Source organism: Kribbella sp. NBC_00482, assembly GCF_036013725.1.
Lineage (GTDB): Bacteria > Actinomycetota > Actinomycetes > Propionibacteriales > Kribbellaceae > Kribbella.
Genome location: NZ_CP107881.1, coordinates 5,410,178 through 5,427,419, shown reverse-complemented (window position 1 = coordinate 5,427,419; position 17,242 = coordinate 5,410,178). Strand labels below are relative to the sequence as shown.

The 17,242-nt window shown below is 69.2% G+C and carries 14 protein-coding genes and 1 riboswitch; of the genes, 3 read left to right on the top strand and 11 right to left on the bottom strand.

Features of this window, described 5'->3' with window-relative positions; translation table 11 throughout:
* Window positions 1–6 precede the first annotated feature (6 nt).
* Window positions 7–1,440, top strand: coding sequence for an acyl-CoA carboxylase subunit beta (locus OHB24_RS26510; RefSeq protein ID WP_327633552.1), 1,434 nt, complete (start codon window positions 7–9; stop codon window positions 1,438–1,440).
* A gap of 229 nt (window positions 1,441–1,669) precedes the next feature.
* Here OHB24_RS26510 and OHB24_RS26505 read toward each other — a convergent pair whose 3' ends face one another.
* The gene (locus OHB24_RS26505) at window positions 1,670–2,167 is read right to left on the bottom strand and encodes a DUF3145 domain-containing protein (protein ID WP_130380557.1); all 498 of its coding nucleotides are present in this window, start codon (window positions 2,165–2,167) and stop codon (window positions 1,670–1,672) included.
* Window positions 2,168–2,353: 186 nt separating this feature from the next.
* Entirely contained in the window at window positions 2,354–3,364 is a 1,011-nt protein-coding gene (locus tag OHB24_RS26500) for a LacI family DNA-binding transcriptional regulator (protein ID WP_327633551.1), read from the bottom strand.
* A 168-nt stretch (window positions 3,365–3,532) separates the two neighbouring features.
* Here OHB24_RS26500 and OHB24_RS26495 point away from each other — a divergent pair, with 168 nt between their 5' ends.
* A complete protein-coding gene (locus OHB24_RS26495) occupies window positions 3,533–5,716 on the top strand; it encodes a glycoside hydrolase family 9 protein (protein WP_327633550.1) in 2,184 nt (727 codons plus the stop codon).
* A 14-nt stretch (window positions 5,717–5,730) separates the two neighbouring features.
* On the opposite strand, the gene OHB24_RS26490 is transcribed toward OHB24_RS26495, so the two are convergent.
* From OHB24_RS26490 to OHB24_RS26480, 3 genes are read right to left on the bottom strand one after another with little or no spacing between them, the layout of a single operon-like run.
* Window positions 5,731–6,684, bottom strand: a complete 954-nt coding sequence (locus tag OHB24_RS26490; RefSeq protein ID WP_327633549.1) for a VWA domain-containing protein — start codon at window positions 6,682–6,684, stop codon at window positions 5,731–5,733.
* On the bottom strand, window positions 6,684–7,646 hold the full coding sequence (locus tag OHB24_RS26485; protein ID WP_327633548.1) for a DUF58 domain-containing protein: 963 nt from the start codon (window positions 7,644–7,646) through the stop codon (window positions 6,684–6,686). The genes OHB24_RS26490 and OHB24_RS26485 overlap by 1 nt, the downstream gene beginning before the upstream one ends.
* Window positions 7,647–7,675: 29 nt before the next feature.
* The gene (locus tag OHB24_RS26480) at window positions 7,676–8,710 is read right to left on the bottom strand and encodes an AAA family ATPase (RefSeq protein ID WP_327633547.1); all 1,035 of its coding nucleotides are present in this window, start codon (window positions 8,708–8,710) and stop codon (window positions 7,676–7,678) included.
* A 253-nt stretch (window positions 8,711–8,963) separates the two neighbouring features.
* On the opposite strand from OHB24_RS26480, the gene OHB24_RS26475 reads away from it, so the two are divergent.
* On the top strand, window positions 8,964–9,806 hold the full coding sequence (locus OHB24_RS26475) for a hypothetical protein (protein WP_327633546.1): 843 nt from the start codon (window positions 8,964–8,966) through the stop codon (window positions 9,804–9,806).
* Here the strand turns inward: OHB24_RS26475 and OHB24_RS26470 are convergent.
* From OHB24_RS26470 to OHB24_RS26445, 6 genes are all read right to left on the bottom strand, one after another.
* Entirely contained in the window at window positions 9,803–10,051 is a 249-nt protein-coding gene (locus OHB24_RS26470) for a CBU_0592 family membrane protein (protein ID WP_327633545.1), read from the bottom strand. The two genes, OHB24_RS26475 and OHB24_RS26470, sit on opposite strands and share 4 nt — an antisense overlap.
* A 24-nt stretch (window positions 10,052–10,075) precedes the next feature.
* Window positions 10,076–10,138: riboswitch (guanidine-III (ykkC-III) riboswitch) on the bottom strand.
* A 9-nt stretch (window positions 10,139–10,147) separates the two neighbouring features.
* Complete coding sequence (locus tag OHB24_RS26465; RefSeq protein ID WP_327633544.1) at window positions 10,148–10,960, bottom strand: aldo/keto reductase; 813 nt, start codon at window positions 10,958–10,960, stop codon at window positions 10,148–10,150.
* A gap of 69 nt (window positions 10,961–11,029) precedes the next feature.
* Window positions 11,030–13,486 carry a LamG-like jellyroll fold domain-containing protein gene (locus OHB24_RS26460; RefSeq protein WP_327633543.1) on the bottom strand — a complete coding sequence of 819 codons (2,457 nt, stop codon included), beginning with the start codon at window positions 13,484–13,486 and terminating at the stop codon, window positions 11,030–11,032.
* A gap of 79 nt (window positions 13,487–13,565) precedes the next feature.
* Window positions 13,566–14,666: a lactonase family protein gene (locus tag OHB24_RS26455; RefSeq protein ID WP_327633542.1), complete on the bottom strand. Its 1,101-nt coding sequence runs from the start codon at window positions 14,664–14,666 to the stop codon at window positions 13,566–13,568.
* The gene (locus OHB24_RS26450) at window positions 14,639–16,228 is read right to left on the bottom strand and encodes a CocE/NonD family hydrolase (RefSeq protein WP_327633541.1); all 1,590 of its coding nucleotides are present in this window, start codon (window positions 16,226–16,228) and stop codon (window positions 14,639–14,641) included. Before OHB24_RS26450 ends, OHB24_RS26455 begins: the two co-directional genes overlap by 28 nt.
* 59 nt (window positions 16,229–16,287) lie before the next feature.
* Complete coding sequence (locus OHB24_RS26445) at window positions 16,288–17,217, bottom strand: oxidoreductase (protein ID WP_327633540.1); 930 nt, start codon at window positions 17,215–17,217, stop codon at window positions 16,288–16,290.
* Between the last annotated feature and the right edge of the window lie 25 nt (window positions 17,218–17,242).

The following is a 17,242-nucleotide window of genomic DNA, read 5'->3' as shown; positions in this document are numbered from 1 at the left end:
GGCTTCATGACCGTCGCCCCGGCAAAACCCGCCAAACTGCCTCGTGAGCTGGACCCACGCAACCCTGTGACCCGGCTGACGAACCTGCTCGACCCGGGCAGCCTGGACCTGATCACCCCCGACGACCTGTCGGGGATGATCGCGGCCCGCGGGCGAATTGCCGGCGCGAAGGTCGTGGCGTTCTGCTCCGACGCCACCGTGATGGGCGGCGCGATGGGCGACGTCGGCTGCGACGTGGTGGTCAAGGCCTACGAGGTCGCCCGCGCGGAGCAGGTGCCGATCATCGGTCTCTGGCACTCCGGCGGCGCCCGGCTGGCCGAGGGCGTGCTCAGCCTGCACGCCGTCGGCAAGATCTTCTACGCGATGACGCAGGCCTCCGGGAAGATCCCGCAGATCTCCGTCGTCCTCGGCCCGGCCGCAGGCGGAGCGGCGTACGGTCCGGCGCTGACCGATGTCGTCATCCTCGGTCCGGAGGGCCGGATCTTCGTGACCGGCCCGGACGTGGTCCGCTCGGTCACCGGTGAAGACGTCGACATGCTCCGCCTCGGCGGCCCCGAGCCGCACGGCCGGCGGTCCGGCGTCGTCCACATCACCACCGACAGTGAGGCGGCGGCGCTGGAGCACGCGCGCCGGCTGACCGACCTGCTCGCCAACCAGGGCACGATGTCGACCGCCATCCCGGACACCGATCTGTCCGGGTTCCTGCCCGAGTCGGCGAAGCGTGCGTACGACGTCCATCCGCTGGTCGGCGGGGTGCTCGACGAGGACGCTGGGTCTTCACAGGTCGAACTGCACCAGCGGTGGGCGCCGAACATCGTCACCACGCTCGGTCGCCTCGGCGGCCGCACGATCGGCGTGATCGCGAACAACCCGCTCCGGCTCGGTGGTTGCCTGGACGCCCTGTCCGCGGAGAAGGCGTCCCGGTTCGTCCGGATGTGCGACGCGTTCGGCGTACCGCTCGTCGTCCTGGTCGACGTACCCGGGTATCTGCCCGGAGTCGGTCAGGAGTGGGACGGTGTCGTACGACGTGGCGCGAAGCTGCTGCACGCGTTCGCGGAGGCCGTCGTACCGCGGGTGACGCTGGTGACCAGGAAGACGTACGGCGGGGCGTACATCGCGATGAACGCCCGCTCGCTGGGCGCCACCCGGGTCTTCGCGTGGCCGCGCGCCGAGGTCGCCGTGATGGGCGCGGTGGCGGCCATCCGGGTCCTGCACCGACGCAAGCTCGCCGAGGTGGCTCCAGAGCTCCGGCCCCAGGTCGAGGCCGAGCTCGCAGCGGAACACGAGAAGATTGCCGGCGGCATCGACCGGGCGATCGAGATCGGCGTCGTCGACGAGGTGGTCGAGCCGACCCGCACCCGCACGGCCCTCGCGACCGCCCTGGCCAAGGCCGAGGCCGGTGGCCCGATCCGCGGGAACCACGGCAACATCCCGCTGTAGACAGCTCTGAACGGCTGGAAGGGCACGGATCCGAGGATCCGTGCCCTTCACGTGGTGCGGCCGCTGTTGTTAACAACCACCGGGGGTGTCCCGACACCCGGTGGCCCAGCGGCCACGGCCCCTCCCACCCTTGTAGAACGTCTGATGCTCAGTCTCACCGAAAAGTTCGGCGAAATCCCCGAGTTCACAGCTTTCTTCTGAAGTTCTCAGCAAGTCCTTAGACGACCTCTTAGACGACCTGGTGGAGCCAGCGCACGGGGGCGCCGTCACCGGCGTACCGGAAGGGCTCGAGCTCGTCGTCCCACGGTCGGCCGAGCAGCCGCTCGACCTCCTCGGTCAGGTCGGCCTCGCCGCTCGCCGCCTTCAGCATGGCCGCCTTCAACCGCTCCTCGGGCACCATGATGTCGCCGTGGACGCCGGTCGTCGCGTGGAAGACCCCGAGCGCCGGGGTGAAGGAGTACCGCTCGCCTTCGACGCCGTTGCTCGGCTCCTCGGTCACCTCGAACCGGAGCTTCTGCCAGCCGCGCAAGGCGGACGCCAGCTTCGCCGCGGTCCCGGCCTCAGCCTGCCACGACAGTTCGGCCCGGTACTGGCCCTGGGCCGCCGGCTGCGGTGTCCAGTCCAGTTTCACGGGCACGCCAAGGATGCCGCCCGCTGCCCACTCGACATGAGGGCACAACGCTGACGGCACCGTGTGGACGTACAGAACGCCACGAGTTGTCGCCACCGGGACCTCCTGTGCTCGAGGGGCGCCTTCCCCAGCGTTCTCGATCACTTGTCTGTCGGTCCTGGCGGTACTGATCCCTCGAGGCATCACGAGATGCCCCTCGGAACTCTGGTACATCTTGCACCACAGTCCCCTACAACACCAGCAACCTCGCCGTGTCAACTACATCACCGTCGTGTCGCGATCTCAGCTGGAGCCGCGGCGCACCAGCCGGGTCGGGAGAATCAGCGGTGTCGGTGTGTCCCCGGAGATCAGTGCCAGCAGCATCCGCGCCATCTCCCGGCCGAGGGACTGGATCGGCTGGGCGACGGTGGTCAGCGGCGGATCGATGTGCCGTGCACCGGCGATGTCGTTGAACCCGACGATCGCCACGTCGCCCGGCACCGAGCGCCCCGCCTCCTTCACCACCTGCAGCGCGCCGACGGCCATCTGATCGGACGCGACGAACACCGCGTCCAAGTCCGGGTGCTTGCTGAGCAGCTCGCGCATCGCGGTGGTGCCGCCGTCCTCGGAGAAGTCGGCGTGGGCCACTCGGCCGGCGTCGAGCCCAGCGACGGCCAGGGCCTCCTGGAAGCCCTTGTACCGCGCGCTGCCGGCACCCTCGTCCATCCGGCCGGTGATCGTGGCGATCCGGGTCCGTCCGCTCGCGATCAGGTGCTCGGTCGCGAGCCGGGCGCCGCCGCGGTTGTCCGCGTCGACGTAGTACCGCGGTTCGAAGCCGATCGGGCACCCGCCGAACACCACCGGTACGTCGGACTTCTCGGCGAGCCGCGCCAGCGGGTCGTCGCCGTGCATCGACATCAGCATCACCCCGGCCGCCTGTCGCGTCCGGAGCAGCTGCTCGAGCCGGGTCTGTCCGCGCGACGACGTTGCCAGCAGCAACATCAGCTCCAGCTCGGTCTCGTCGAGCACCGCCGAGATGCCGACCACCACCTCGGCGAAGAACGGGTCCGCGAACACCTGCGGGCTGTCACTGGAGATGGCGAGGACCACTGCGCCCGCCTGCTGCGTCGCGAGCGCCCGCGCCGTCGCGTTGGGCACGTAGCCCAGGTCGGCGACTGCCCGCAGTACGGCGGCCCGTTTCGCCTTGCTGACGTGCGGGGCGTTGTTGATGACGCGCGACGCCGCCGACCGGGACACACCGGCACGCTCGGCGACTTCGTCGAGCGTCACCTGGCGTCTGGAGAGGTCGGTCACCGGCGGTTCCTTACTTTTGGCGTAGGGCGAGCGTAGAACATCACGACCCGGGAGCGCCGTCCAGCACCAAAATGGTAGCGCTCCCAAACCTTGACACAGCTGTTGGCGGTCGGCAGCATCAGGTCCGGTCCGGTCCATAACTGCAAGCGCTCCCAGCGGAGGCCCGCCATGCTCAGATCTCGACGGCGGTCCGGCGCGATCGCCCTGCTCGGCGCCCTCACCCTGGTCCCGCTCCTCACCGCACCGGTCGCCGCGGCCGATCCGTCGTACGAGCGGGTCCTGAACGGGACCTTCGACGTCGGGAAGGAGCCGTGGTGGACCAGCGGCAACACGCCGGCCACCGTCGCGGACGGCAAGCTCTGCGCGCAGATTCCGGCCGTCACCGTGAACCCGTGGGACTCGATGATCGGCCAGGACGACCTGCCGCTCGAAGAGGGTCAGCCATACACGCTGAAGTTCGACGTGTCGACGAGCCGGCCGGTCCAGTTCCACGCCGTCCTCCAGCAGGCGGCTGCGCCGTACGGGACCGTGCTCAACAAGACCGTCGACGCGAACAGCACGCCGCAGACCTACGCCTTCACCGCCACCTCTCCGGTCACCGACACGCATGGTCAGGTGTCGTTCCAGATGGGCGGCGCGACCGAGCCGTACACGCTCTGCCTCGACAACATCTCGGTCATCGGCGGCATCGTCCCGCCCGGCGGAGTGCGCGACTTCGGCTCGCCGGTGCGCGTCAACCAGCTCGGGTACGTCGCCAACGGGCCGAAGCGCGCCACCTACGTCAGCACGGCCACCGCCCCGCTCGGCTGGCGCCTGCTTGCCGCGGGCAACAAGGTCGTCGCCACCGGCCGAACCACGCCGTACGGTACGGACGCACTCGCCGGGGACGCCGTGCAACTGATCGACTTCGCCGCCTACCGCGGCACCGGCACCGGCTTCCGGCTGGCCGTCGGGGAGGACGTCAGCGAGCCGTTCGACATCGGCAAACACCTGTACGCCGGACTCCGCCAGGACGCGCTCGAGTACTTCTACAACAACCGCAGCGGCCTCCCGATCGAAGCGAAGTACGTCGGCGCGCCGTACGCCCGCGCCGCCGGGCACCTCGGCGTCGCGCCGAACCAGGGCGACACCTCCGTCCCCTGCTACCCGGGCACCTGCGACTACAGCCTCGACGTCCGCGGCGGTTGGTACGACGCCGGCGACCACGGGAAGTACGTCGTGAACGGGGCGCTCGCCGCGTGGCAGCTGCTCGATCTGTACGAGGAGACCGGCCCCGGTGTCACGCTCAAGATTCCCGAGGCCGGCAACCGGACGCCCGACGTACTCGACGAGGCCCGGTGGGAGCTCGACTTCCTGCTGCGGATGCAGGCGCCGAACGGCATGGTGCACCACAAGGTCCACGACGAGAAGTGGACCGGCCTCGGCCTCGCGCCCGCCGACGACCCGCAACCGCGCTACCTCTACCCGACCTCGACCGCGGCGACGCTCAACCTCGCGGCCGTCGGTGCGCGCTGCGCCCGGGTCTACGCGCGCTGGGACCGCCAGTTCGCTGCCCGGTGCCTGGCCGCCGCGGAGACGGCCTGGAACGCGGCAGGCCAGCATCCGGCGGTCTATGCCCCGGCGGGTGGTGAAGGCGGTGGCGCGTACGACGACACGAAGGTGACGGACGAGTTCTCGTGGGCGGCCGCCGAGTTGTTCGCGACGACGGGGAGGACGTCGTACAAGCGCTTCATCTCGACGACCTTGAACGCGGCCGACGGGTTCTCGTGGCAGGAGACCGGCGGCCTGGCCGATCTCGCGCTGGCCCGCGTGCCGTGGCGGCTGTCACCGCTCGACCGCTGGAAGCTGCGCACGCGAATCACGGACGCGGCGGACACCTACCTCGCCGACCTGAAGTCCCAGGGCTACCCCAACCCGTACAAGCCCGCCGACGGCCAGTACGTGTGGGGATCGAACTCCGCCACAGCCAACGACGCGATGATCCTCGCCATCGCCGCAGACCTCACCGGGCGGCCTGCCTACCGATCGGCGGCGCTGGAATCGCTCGACTACCTACTCGGCCGGAACGCACTGAACCAGTCCTACGTCACCGGGTACGGCGAACGCTCGAGCCACAACCAGCACCACCGCTTCTGGGCCCACTCGCTCAACCCCGCACTACCGTCGCCGTACCCAGGCTCGCTCGCCGGCGGCCCGAACTCGCACCTGCAGGACCCCGTTGCCCAACGCAACCTTCAGGGCTGCGCTCCCGCCAAGTGCTACCTCGACGAGATCGGCTCGTACTCCACCAACGAGGTCGCCATCAACTGGAACTCCGCGCTGGCCTGGCTGACCGCCTATGCGGATTCCTAGGGGCTGCGTTCTTTTTAGGGGAAGCGTGTGGCGAGCGCGATGCAGGCGCCGGCGGCGGCGAGGGTGAAGAGCATCGCGATCCCGGCGTACCTGGCGGTGATCTCCTTGTCGACCTCGTCATACCCGACCGAGGAGCCGATGTCCTTGTAGACGTCCTCGAGCTCGCCGGCCGACTCCGCGGTGTAGGCCTTGCCGCCGCTGATCTCGGCGACCGACCGCAGCTCGGCGCGGTCCGGTGGGACCCGCTGCCGGATGCCGTCCATCTCGATGAAGCCGGAGTCGGTGCCGAAGCAGATCGTGTACACCGGGGTGCTCTTCGCCTTCGCCGCCTGCGCGCCCTCCTGGGCGGTCCGGCCGACGGTCCGCTTCCCGTCGGACAGCAGCACGATCCGCGCCGGGGCCGGCTCGGTCGGGTGATCGGGGTCCGGCGGGACCTGGGTGAGCGCCTGCAGCGAGGTGAAGATGCCCTCACCGGTCGCGGTCGACTCGGCCAGCTCGAGCCCGTCGATCGAGCGCAGCACGGTCGCTCGATCGGTGGTCGGCGGCACGATGATCGACGCCGTACCGGCGAAGTTCACCAGCGCCACGTTGAACTTGCTGGGCAGCTGGTTGACGAAGTTCTTCGCCGACTTCTTCGCGGCCTCGAGCCGGTTCGGGTCGATGTCGGTGGCCATCATCGACAGCGAGACGTCGACCGCCACCACGATCGTGGCCCGCTCGCGCGGGACCTTCACCTTGTCCTTCGGCTGCGCGAACGCGACGACGCAGGTCAGTGCGGCCAGCAGCGCCAGCCCGACGGCCAGGTGCCGCCGCCACTGCGGCCGCCGCGGCGCGACCCGGTCCAGCAGCGCGATGTTGGTGAAGCGCAGCGCGTACTGCGAGCGACGGTGCTGGAGAAAGATGTACCCCGCGATGATCAGCGGGATGAGCAGCAGGAACCACAATCTGGCCGGAGACAGGAACTCCATCAGCGAGCCACTCCCTTCGGCGGTTGGTGCAGGCGGGACGCGACATGCCGGTAGGCGAGCACGAACCGCACGGTGTCGGCGACCCAGTCGCGGTCGGTCCGCAGCACCAGGTGCCCCGCACCTACCCTACGCAGGGCGGCGCGTGTTCGTTCCCGCTGCGCGAGCGCGGCCGTCCCGAACGCCTCCCGGACCTTACGGCGCCGGGTGTCGATCTCGCGGACCTCGCCGGTCTCCGGGTCACCGATCGTGACGACGCCGATGTTCGGCAGCTCCAGTTCCCGCGGGTCGACGATCTCGACCGCCAGCACCTGGTGCTGCGCGGTCAGCTTGCGCATCGCGCGCTCCCAGGACGGCTCGATCTGGCTGGCCACCTCGCCGTCGTGCGGGGTGAGGAAGTCGGAGACGATCACGCGCAGTCCGCGCTTACGCTGCGTCCGCGCCATCGACTCGATTGCCGCGGCCAGATCGCTGCGGTGCACCTCCTCGTCGCCGTTGAACTGCTCGGCGAGCAGCGCCCGCAGCAGCCCGTAGAGCGCGAGCCGCCCGGACCGCGCCGGCCAGCGGCGCAGCGCCGAGTCGCGCAGCATCAGCCCGCCGAACCGGTCGCCGAGCCGGTGGGTCAGGAACCCGACCGTGGCGACGGCCGCGACCGCGAGCTCCCGCTTCTCGAGGGTCGACGTACCGAAGTCCATCGAGCCGGACAGGTCCACCAGCGCCCAGGTCTCCAGCTCACGGTCCGCGATCAGGTCGCGGACGTGCGGAACCGTGGTGCGCGCGGTGACTGCCCAGTCCATCCGCCGTACGTCGTCGCCGACCTGGTACTCACGCGCCTCGGCGAGCTCGGTGCCCGGGCCCGGCAGCAGGCCGAGGTGCTCCCCGTGCAGGTAGCCCTCGAGGCGCCGTACGACGGTCAGCTCCAGCCGCCGCAACGCACGCTCGGGGGCGAGCTGCGAGATCGTCATCGCAACTCGTGGATCTGGGCGGTTGGGCACTACACGAACTCCGGGCGGCCGGAGCCGTCGGCGCCGTCGCGCCAGACCGGCTGCGGCGGCGGGACGGTGGCCAGGATCCGCTCGATCACGGCGCGCGGGTCGATGTTGTCCGCGACCGCGTCGAAGGTCAGGCCGAGCCGGTGCCCCATCACGTCCAGCGCGACGGTCTGGACGTCGCTCGGCAGCAGGTAGTCGCGGCCGTGGATCAGCGCGAGTGCCCGGCCGGCCGCGATCATTCCGAGGGTCGCGCGCGGGCTGACGCCGAGCTCGATGATCGGTTCCAGGTCGGGCAGGTGGAAGTCGGTCGGCGTCCGGGTCGCCATCACCAGGCGGACGGCGTACTCCGCGACCAGGTTGTGGACGAAGACCTGCTCCGCGGTCCGCTGCAGCTCGAGGATCGTCTCCGGCTTCAGCACCGGCCGCGGCTCCGGCGGGTCGACGCTCATCCGGCGGAGGATCTCGAACTCCTCGTGGCCGCGCGGATGCGGTACGTCGATCTTCACCAGGAACCGGTCCCGCTGCGCCTCGGGCAGCGGGTACACGCCCTCGGACTCGATCGGGTTCTGGGTCGCGATCACGATGAACGGCTTCGGCATCGGGAACGTCTGGCCGCCGATCGACACCTGCCGCTCGGCCATCAGCTCCAGCATCGCGGACTGCACCTTGGCCGGCGCGCGGTTGACCTCGTCGGCCAGCACGAAGTTCACGAACGTCGGGCCGAGCTCGATGTCGAAGGCCTCCCGGGTCTGCCGGTAGATCCGGGTGCCGACGATGTCGGACGGGACCAGGTCCGGCGTGAACTGGATCCGGGCGAACGTGCCGCCGACCACGCTGGCGAAGGTGCGGACGGCCAGCGTCTTGGCGACGCCCGGAACACCCTCGAGCAGGCAGTGCCCCTTGGCCAGCAGCGACACCATCAGGGTCTCGACCATGTGCTCCTGGCCGACGATCACCCGCTTGACCTCGCCAAGGGCCTCGCCGATCAGACGGGACTGCTGGGCCACCGTTCCTGCCGGCACCGTGGTTTCGGTCATGCCTGTCCTTCCGGGGCCCGCACGCGGACCATGTCATTCCCCACTGTCTCCACCGCTCGCAACGCCAGCCCATTCCATCAGATCGCGAGGGCCAGCGCCGCTACGCCCCGTCCCATCCTCCCCCGCCACCCCAAATCCAGCCCCCGCCACACCTTGAGCACCCACCAACCAAATGTCCGGTCCGGAAATGGTTGGTGGGTGCTCAAGGTGGGTTCGGTGCGCGTGCTACCGGGGATGTGGTGGGATTGGGGTGATGACTGCGACCGAATCCCAGCCGAAGGTGCAGCCGGACGACCGGCCTGCGCTGGAGATTCCGGACGCCCTGCCGCTGCAGCCGGAGGACCCGCCGCGGGTCGGCGAGTTCTGGCTCCGCGGCCGCCTCGGCGCGAACGCGGCCGGTTACCTGTACACCGCCAGCTCCGAGGACGGCCGGGACGCGATCGTCGCGATGATGACCGAGGGTTCGGCCGACGACGCCGCCGCCCGCGAGCGGTTCGTGAACGCCGTCGACGACCTCCCCGAGGACGCCGTACTCGCGCACAACGACTCCGACGACGACGATCTCGCGCTCTGGGTCGCGGTCGGGCCGATCCGGACCGACGACGGGTCCAGCGCGGCGTCCGACGAGCGGCTGATCGCGGAACGCCGCGGCGAGGAGATCCTGTCCGCGGTCCTGATGGACCGGATCCCGCAGCCCGGGAAGCTCCGCGGACCGGACTTCCGGCACTACTGGGAGAACCGGCGGCGCCCCGGCCTGTTCCGGATCTGGCCGCTGCCGTGGCCGAACGCGCTGCGTCCGGCGTCGCGCTGGGCGCTGGCGTTCGCGCTGCTGACGATGGCCGTGATCATGGCGCTCGCGGTGTTCCTCGCGTGGCTGTTGTTCCGGAACGCCGCGCCGCTGGAGCCGGAACCCGTCATCCCGACCCCGAGCGGGACCACGACGGTCACGATCACGCCGACCACACCGCCTCCCGGGACCGGATCCGCCTCGCCGACGACCGGCAGCCCGACGACGACCACACCGAGCACCGGCATCCCGACGGTCGCGCCGTCGGGTTCGCCCGGTACGGCGACCGACCCGGGCGACAAGTTCTAGTTCGCGTCCTTGCGCCTCAGCAGATTCAGCAGGCCGAGCAGGCTGATGACGGCCCAGGTGCCCTCCAGCAGCAGGAACCCCCAGGACAGCTCCACGGCCGCGATCGTTGCCAGCACCCCCGATCCGATCAGGTTCAGGAGCTGGTACGTGAACGTGCGCTGCTCCAGCTTGCCTGCCTGGGCGGCCGCGAACGCGACCAGAATGGTGAGCGCACCAACGATTTCGACGACATCGATCGCATGCATGGGACGACCCCCTCCTTGAGGGGCAAGGCGCCGTCTTCTCAGACCGGGTACGGCGCCGCTCGTCCGGGGAGCCCGCTGGAACACCGACTCCTGCTTTCAAGATAGCAAACGCAGCAACTCCGGATCCTTCCAGAGCCGCTCCGGCACCGGCTGCCGGACGAGCGCCGCATCGGCCCGGATCTCCGCGGGCGACGACGCCGCGATCAGCACCGAGGTCACCGCGGAATGCCTGCTGGGAAAGGCGAGCGCGGCCTGCGGCAACGAGACGCCGTACCGCTCGCACACCGCCGAGAGCCGGCGCGCCTGGACGGTCTCCATGTGCAGCACCTGTGGCGTGAGTACGCCGGACACGACCGCGGACACTCCGCGCGCGACGCAACGATCCAGCAGTGGCTTGGCCGACTGGTCGAGGAGCTCGTACTGCGCGGTGAGCAGCACGCAGTCCAGCTCCACGTCCCGCACCAGCCGATCGAGCTCACGCCAGTCGTCCGACACCGCTCCGAGTGCCTTGATCACGCCGTCGCGCCGCAGCCGGTCGAGCACCGGGTACGCCGCGTCGTCCTGCGCGAACACCAGATCCACCGCGAGACCGAGCCGCTCGCTGCTCGCCCGGACCGAGTCCTCCGGGTCGTCGCCGACCACCTTCGTCGACACCAGGAACTCACCACGTGGCCGCCGCTTCAGCGCCGTACCGAGTCGTCGCTCGGACTCGCCGTACGCCGGGGACGTGTCGAAGAACCTGATACCGGCCTGGTACGCCGCGTCGATCGTCGCGACCGCGATCTCGTCTCGGGTCTCGTCTCCTGGGTCAGCTCCTGGGTCGCCGAGGTGCGAGCCGCCGAGCCCGAACCGCGGCGGCCGGAACCGGCCCGTGGTGCGGGGTGCGAGCACCTGGCTGGGTGCAGCCATCGCACTCACCTCCGCAGGTCGGTTACCTACCAGGATCAGGGCTCGGCGGCTTCTGCGCATCTCGAACTCTTACCGGCCGGATTCGTACAGGGACTGCACCTCCGCGTCGGTCAGGGCTCGGTCGTAGAGGTGCACCTGGTCGATCGTCCCGTCCAGGAAGTCGACCGGGTTGCCGCCGAACTTCGCCCGGCCGATCACCGTGTTGCCGGTCGAGCTGGAATCCAACGTGCAGGCGGACTTCGCGGCGACGGGCTGACCGTCGACGTACAGCCGCAGCTCACCTTTCACCACGTCGCGTACGCCGGTGACGTGGTACCACTGCCCCGGGTTCGGCTTGGTCGGCGACAGGGCCCGGATGCCCGGGAAGCTCATCGCGAACCGCTGGTCCTGGCCGGAGTACTGCAGGAAGAAGGCGCTGTCGCGATCGCCGTCCTGGCTGACGAACGTCTGGAACGAGCCGTCGGCCTTGTTCAGCTTCACCCAGGCGCTGGCCGTGTAGTTCTTGCTGGTGTCGAGCAGCGCCGCGCCGGTATCGGCGTACTGACCGGCTCCGTTCAGCGCGAGGCCTTGGCCGATCTTGCCCGGACCGTAGACCGCGCCGCCTTGCAGCGTCGCGTCGTTGTTGCCGACGGCATCTTCTCCGGATCCGTCCAGCGGGTAGAAGTGGATGCCGTCGACGCCGGGCGTGCCCGGGCCGGGGTCCGGGGCGCCGGTGCCGGTTCCGTTCGCATTGTCGACAATCTGTTTGTTGATCGTCCGCACTTGGGCGAAGTCCATCTTCGGCACCCGGCGGTCGTAGGTGAAGAAGCCGTTCAGCTCCCCCTCGACGTCGGTGATCTGGGTGTAGACCGAGCCGCTGATCCCGCACTGCTGGGCGGATCTGAGCACATCGGTCTGGTTCTCGACGTACCTGCGGGTGAGAGTCGCCGAGTCCGGCTCCATCTCGTACGCCGACCCGTCGCCGAACCACATGTGGTCGGGCACCTTCAGGCCGAACCCGCCGTGCTCGCCGTCGACCGCCGCACGGTCGCTCGTCGGCGCGGTGGTCGCCGGGCCGAGGTACGCGTGATAGTCGAGGAGGTCGCCGCGGCCGGAGTCTCCGTGCGAGTTGCAGCAGTTCACGCCGCTGTGGGCGTTGACCAGGCGGGACGGATCCTGTGCCTTGACCGAGTCGGCGATCGCGCCGGTCTCGGTCCGGTCCCACTCGCCCCAGCCCTCGTTGAACGGCACCCAGACGGTGATCGAGGTGAAGCTCTTGTGTTCCTCGACCATCTCGTGCAACTCGGACTTGAACTGGGTGCGCCACGGCTCGGGCATCGCATCGGTCTTCGACGCCGGCATGTCCTGCCACACCATCAGGCCGAGTTTGTCGGCCCAGTAGTACCAGCGGTCCGGCTCGACCTTGATGTGCTTGCGGACGGTGTTGAAGCCGAGCCGCTTGTGCTGATCGAGGTCGAAGCGGAGCGCCGCGTCGGTCGGCGCCGTGTTCAGTCCGTCCGGCCAGAAGCCCTGGTCGAGCGTCGACAAGTTGAACAGGATCTTCCCGTTCAGCGCCATCCGAAGCTTGCCGTCGGCCCCTTTCTGCAGTCCGACCGAGCGCATCCCGGCGTACGAACCGATTTGGTCTACCATTTTGCCGCGGTCGAAGAGCTTGACCTTGAGGTCGTACAGGAACGGATTGTCAGGCGACCATGGCTTCGGGTTCGGGATCTTCAGTCGGAGTTCAGCGTCCGCCTTGCCTTTCACCTGGCCGACCTGCCGGCGTCCGTCGTACGCCGTGACCTCGACGTCGAGGTTCGCCGGTCCGGAGGTCTCTGCGGTGACCTTGAAGGTCTGGTTCGCCAGGTCCGGCGTGATCTGGAGGCGGCTGATCGAGGCGACGTTCACCGGCTCCATCCAGACGGTCCGCCAGATGCCGGAACTGCCCTGGTAGAAGATGCCGTGGTCGCCGACCTCACGCTGCTTGCCGATCGGCTGGTAGGTCTCGTCGGTGAGGTCCTCCGCCCAGACGATCAGCTCCTGCGGGCCCTTCGTGTGCAGGGCGTTGGTGACATCGACGTCGAAGCCGTCGTACCCTCCGCGGTGCGTGGCGACCTGGCGACCGTTCACCCAGACCTTCGCGTCGTAGTCGACCGCACCGAAGTGCAGCACGAGCCGCTTGCCCTTCCAGTTGTCGGGGACCTGGAAGGTACGGCGGTACCACATGCGGTCCTCGTGCTTCTGCAGACCGGACAGAGCCGACTCGATCGGGTACGGGACGAGCACCTTCTCATTGAGCGTGCGTCCGAACGGAGGCTGCTCGTCGACAGCGGCGGGCGCCCATTGCCAGAGGCCGTTGAGGTTGCGCCATTCCGGGCGGGTCAGCTGCGGGCGTGGGTACTCCGGGAGCGCGTTCGCGGGCGAGACGTCGTCGGTCCACGGGGTGGTGAGGGGCGGTGTACCAACGTGCCAGTCGGGTGTTGCCTGAGCCGTCGGGACCAGGACGGCTGAGGCCACGAGGGCTGCTGCGGTGAGGATTCTGAGCACGGGCGTCGTCCTTTCGGGGCGGAGAAAGGCGATCCCATGACAACGCTCTCACCACAAAAGCGCAAGAGCTCGCGCATGATCAAACATTGACGCAGACCGGGGTCGGCGTGCTGAAGTCAGCGATCTGCGTCAGCGTGCCGGCGGTTTGGTCTACCGAAAACGTCACGACGTCGTTCGACTTCTGGTTGGCGACGAACAGCAGGCGGCCGGTCGGGTCGAACGCGGCATGACGCGGCCAGTCCCCTCCGCAGCTCGGCGTACCGACCAGCTCGAGGCCCGCCTCGTTGGTGCGGAAGATGGAGACGCTGTTGTGGCCGCGGTTCGTCACGTAGACGAAGCGCCCGTCGGCAGAGATGACCACCTCGCCCGGGTAGTTCTCCCCCGCACCGGTCGGGACCGCGTCGAGCACCGTGAGTACGCCGTTGTCGTAGCCGCAGATCGTCACGGTGCTGTCGAGCTCATCGGCGACGTAGGCGTACTTGCCCGACGGATGGAATACCAAATGCCGCGGGCCGGCACCGGTCTTGACCTTCGCCTGATGCTGCAGCGTCAGCTTCCCGGCGGCCAGCGTGTAGGTGTAGATCGAGTCGGTGCCGAGGTCAACGGCCAGCACGTACTCGCCGGCCTGCACCACCTGGTGCGCGTGCGGCGCGGACCCTTCGTGCTTGACCAGATCGGTTTGTTGCCCAAGGCTCCCATCTGCCGCGATCGGGTGGACCGCGACGTCACCGGATCCGTAGTTCGCACTGAGCAGGTGGTCGCCGACCTTGGCCAGGTGGCACGGCCCGGATCCCTTGTTGGGTTGGCGATTCAGGACCTTCGGTGTCGCGGAGATGTCGATCGCCGTCACCGCGCCGGCGTCCTGCTCGTTCACGGCGTACAGGAAGTTGCCGTCCCGGATCACGAACGACGGGTCCGGTATACCAGCGATCGTCCCGGTCTTGGTGATCATTCCGTCGGCGTCGTACGTCGCGATACCGATGCCGTCGCCGTACGTGCCGAGGTACAACGTGCCGCCGGCCTCGCCGCGTGCTCCCTGGCCGCCGGTTCCCGCGGGGTCCGGGCTTTCGCGTTCCGGCGCCTCGCGGGTTGCGGCCTGGTGGATCGGGACGAGGGCAGCGGTGAAGCCGAGGAATCCCCGGCGGCTGAGGTTCACGCCGCCACCGGAACGCTGACCCACGACGGATCGCCCGCCGGCGAACTGAACGTCACTGTCGACCCGATCACGCTCCGCCCGAGGTACCGCGGATCGACCGTGTCCACCACCAGCACGAGATGATGCCCGGCCGGCACCTCCCAGCTCGTCGCCTCCAACCGGACGTCGAGCGGGACCGCCTTGCCCGGCGTCGCCCCGCGCAACGTGTACGGCTTGTGCGAGATCAACGAGCCGACGCCGAGCGCGTCGACGTCGTACAGGTAGGCGAACAGCGACGTACTCGCCGCCGACGGCTTCACGGTGAGGTGCATCTTCGGCGACCCGTTGACCACGGTCGCTCGATCGAACGCCGGACCGGACCAGACGCCCGCGAACGTCCTGCTCACCAACGGCGTCGCGACTCCGGTCGGGATCGACAGCAGCCCCTGCAGAGCGCCCGAGACGAGCGCGACCCCACTGTCGGCGACGGTTGGTATACCGGCGCCGATCGCCCGGCTCCACCCGGTCGACGCGTTCCCCTGCAGCGCACCCGCCTTCGTCAGGTACGACGTACGCTCCTGGCCGACCGCCGCCCAGTTGGCATACCCGCGCCACACGCCGCGCTGCGACTTCAGCTGCACCGGCGCTTCCGCATCGGCGCCGTTGTCCGCGCCGGTGAGGTAATGCCGCAACCAGCCGGCCAACTCGTCCCACGTCTCATTTGGTAGACCAATTGCCCCGCTCGCATCCGGCGTGGCGTGATCACCATGCGCCAGCAGCAGCCGCTTCGGGCCGGTCAACGCGGTGAAGAAGTCCGTGTACTGCGCCGGCGGGAAGATCGAGTCCTCGAACGCGTTCGCGAGGAACACCGCCGGTTTCCGCGCGTTGATTTGGTCTACCATCGTCGCGGCCGAGCGAACCGGCGACAACTGCTTCGCCTCCGCGATCGCACCGTCGAAGTCCCCGGTGACGAACTTCGTCTGCAGCGACGCCATCTCCGGCCCCGGCCGTCCGGTGACGTTGCCCAGGGCAAGCAGACCCGCGACGGCCTGGAGCGCGACCGTGTCGTTCGGATCCAGCGACCGGATGAGATCCGCCCAGCCGCTCATGGCGCCGACTGCCTTGATCCGCGGGTCCTTCGCCGCGGCGAGCAGCGACGTACCGGCGCCGTACGAGATCCCCACCGCGGCGACCCGGCTGGCGTCCGCGGGCGTGTGCTCGTCCGCCCAGTCGATCACCTTGCTGACGTCGGCGACGGTCGGCGGGCCGGCGATGTCGATGCCGCCGCCGGTGTCCCAGAAGCCGCGGCTCGAGTACGAGATCACCTGGAACCCGGCCGTGGCCAGCTTCGCGCCCTGACCGACGTACTCGACGTTCGGCACACCCCAGCTCGACGGCATGACCACGAGCGGGAACGGGCCGTCGCCCTGGCCGGTCGGCGTCAGTACGACGGCGCCGATCCCGATTCCGCCGGCGCCGGGGATGCGCTGGTACGACGTACTGAAACCTGGCGCGGTCTGACTCGCATCTGCCCGCGGACCCCTCGCGATGAGGGTCATGGCAATCAGGGCCAGGACTACTGCTAGGGCGGCAGCGAACTTACGCACTGAAGGACCTCCGGCAACTGGAATTACCGGAGGGTAACCAGAAAGTTGCCGCTATGTCACTACTTCGGCACGGTGAGTGCTGGATCGACCCCAGTCGCCTCGACCGACCAAGCCCACAGACGCTCCCCCAGCTCAGGGTCCTGCGCGGTGCGGGTCGGCAGCACGACCTTCGGCGTACCGCGGTACTCGAAGAAGCTCGGGCCGACGAACGATCCAGGACGCAGATCCGGGTACGTCGCGGCGTACAGACTCGGCCAGGCGCCGGCCGCCGCGGACTGTGCGACCGCACGCGTCGCGGCGCCCCACAACCGCGCCTGGAGGGCACGCCCGGCGAGCTCAGGACCAGCTGCCTGCAAGTGGGTCGACGCATACCCGGGATGCGCTCCCACGCTCAGCAGATCGACCCCGGCGGCGCGGACGCGACGGTCCAGCTCCAGCGTGAAGAGCAGGTTGGCGAGCTTCGACTTCCCGTACGCCTCCCACTTCCGGTAGCTGCCCGCCGGCCGGCGCAGGTCGTCCTCGCTGATGCCACGCACGGTCTTGTGCATGAACGAGCTGACCGTCACCACCCGGCTGCCTTTGAGCAACAGTGGAAGCAGCCGGCCGGTCAGCGCGAAGTGACCCAGATGGTTGGTGCCAAGCTGCAACTCGAACCCGTCGAGCGTCTGCCGGTACGGCGGCGCCATCACGCCGGCGTTGTTGATCAGCAGATCCAGCCTGTCGTACGACTTGACGACCTCCTCGGCCGCCCGCTGGACACTGGCCAGATCGGCCAGGTCCAGCTCGAGAACCGTCGGCGCTCGTCCGGCCTTCTGCGTCAGGGTTTCCGCCGCCTGCGCGGCTTTCTCCGGGTTCCGCGCGGCGACCAGCACGTCGGCGCCGTGCCTGAGTAGTTCGAGCGCGGTCTCGTACCCGAGTCCGCTGGTAGCACCCGTCACGAGCGCGAGTCGTCCGGTCAGGTCGGGAATGTCCGCCGTACTCCAGGTCATGCGCCCACAGTAGTCGTGGGCGCAC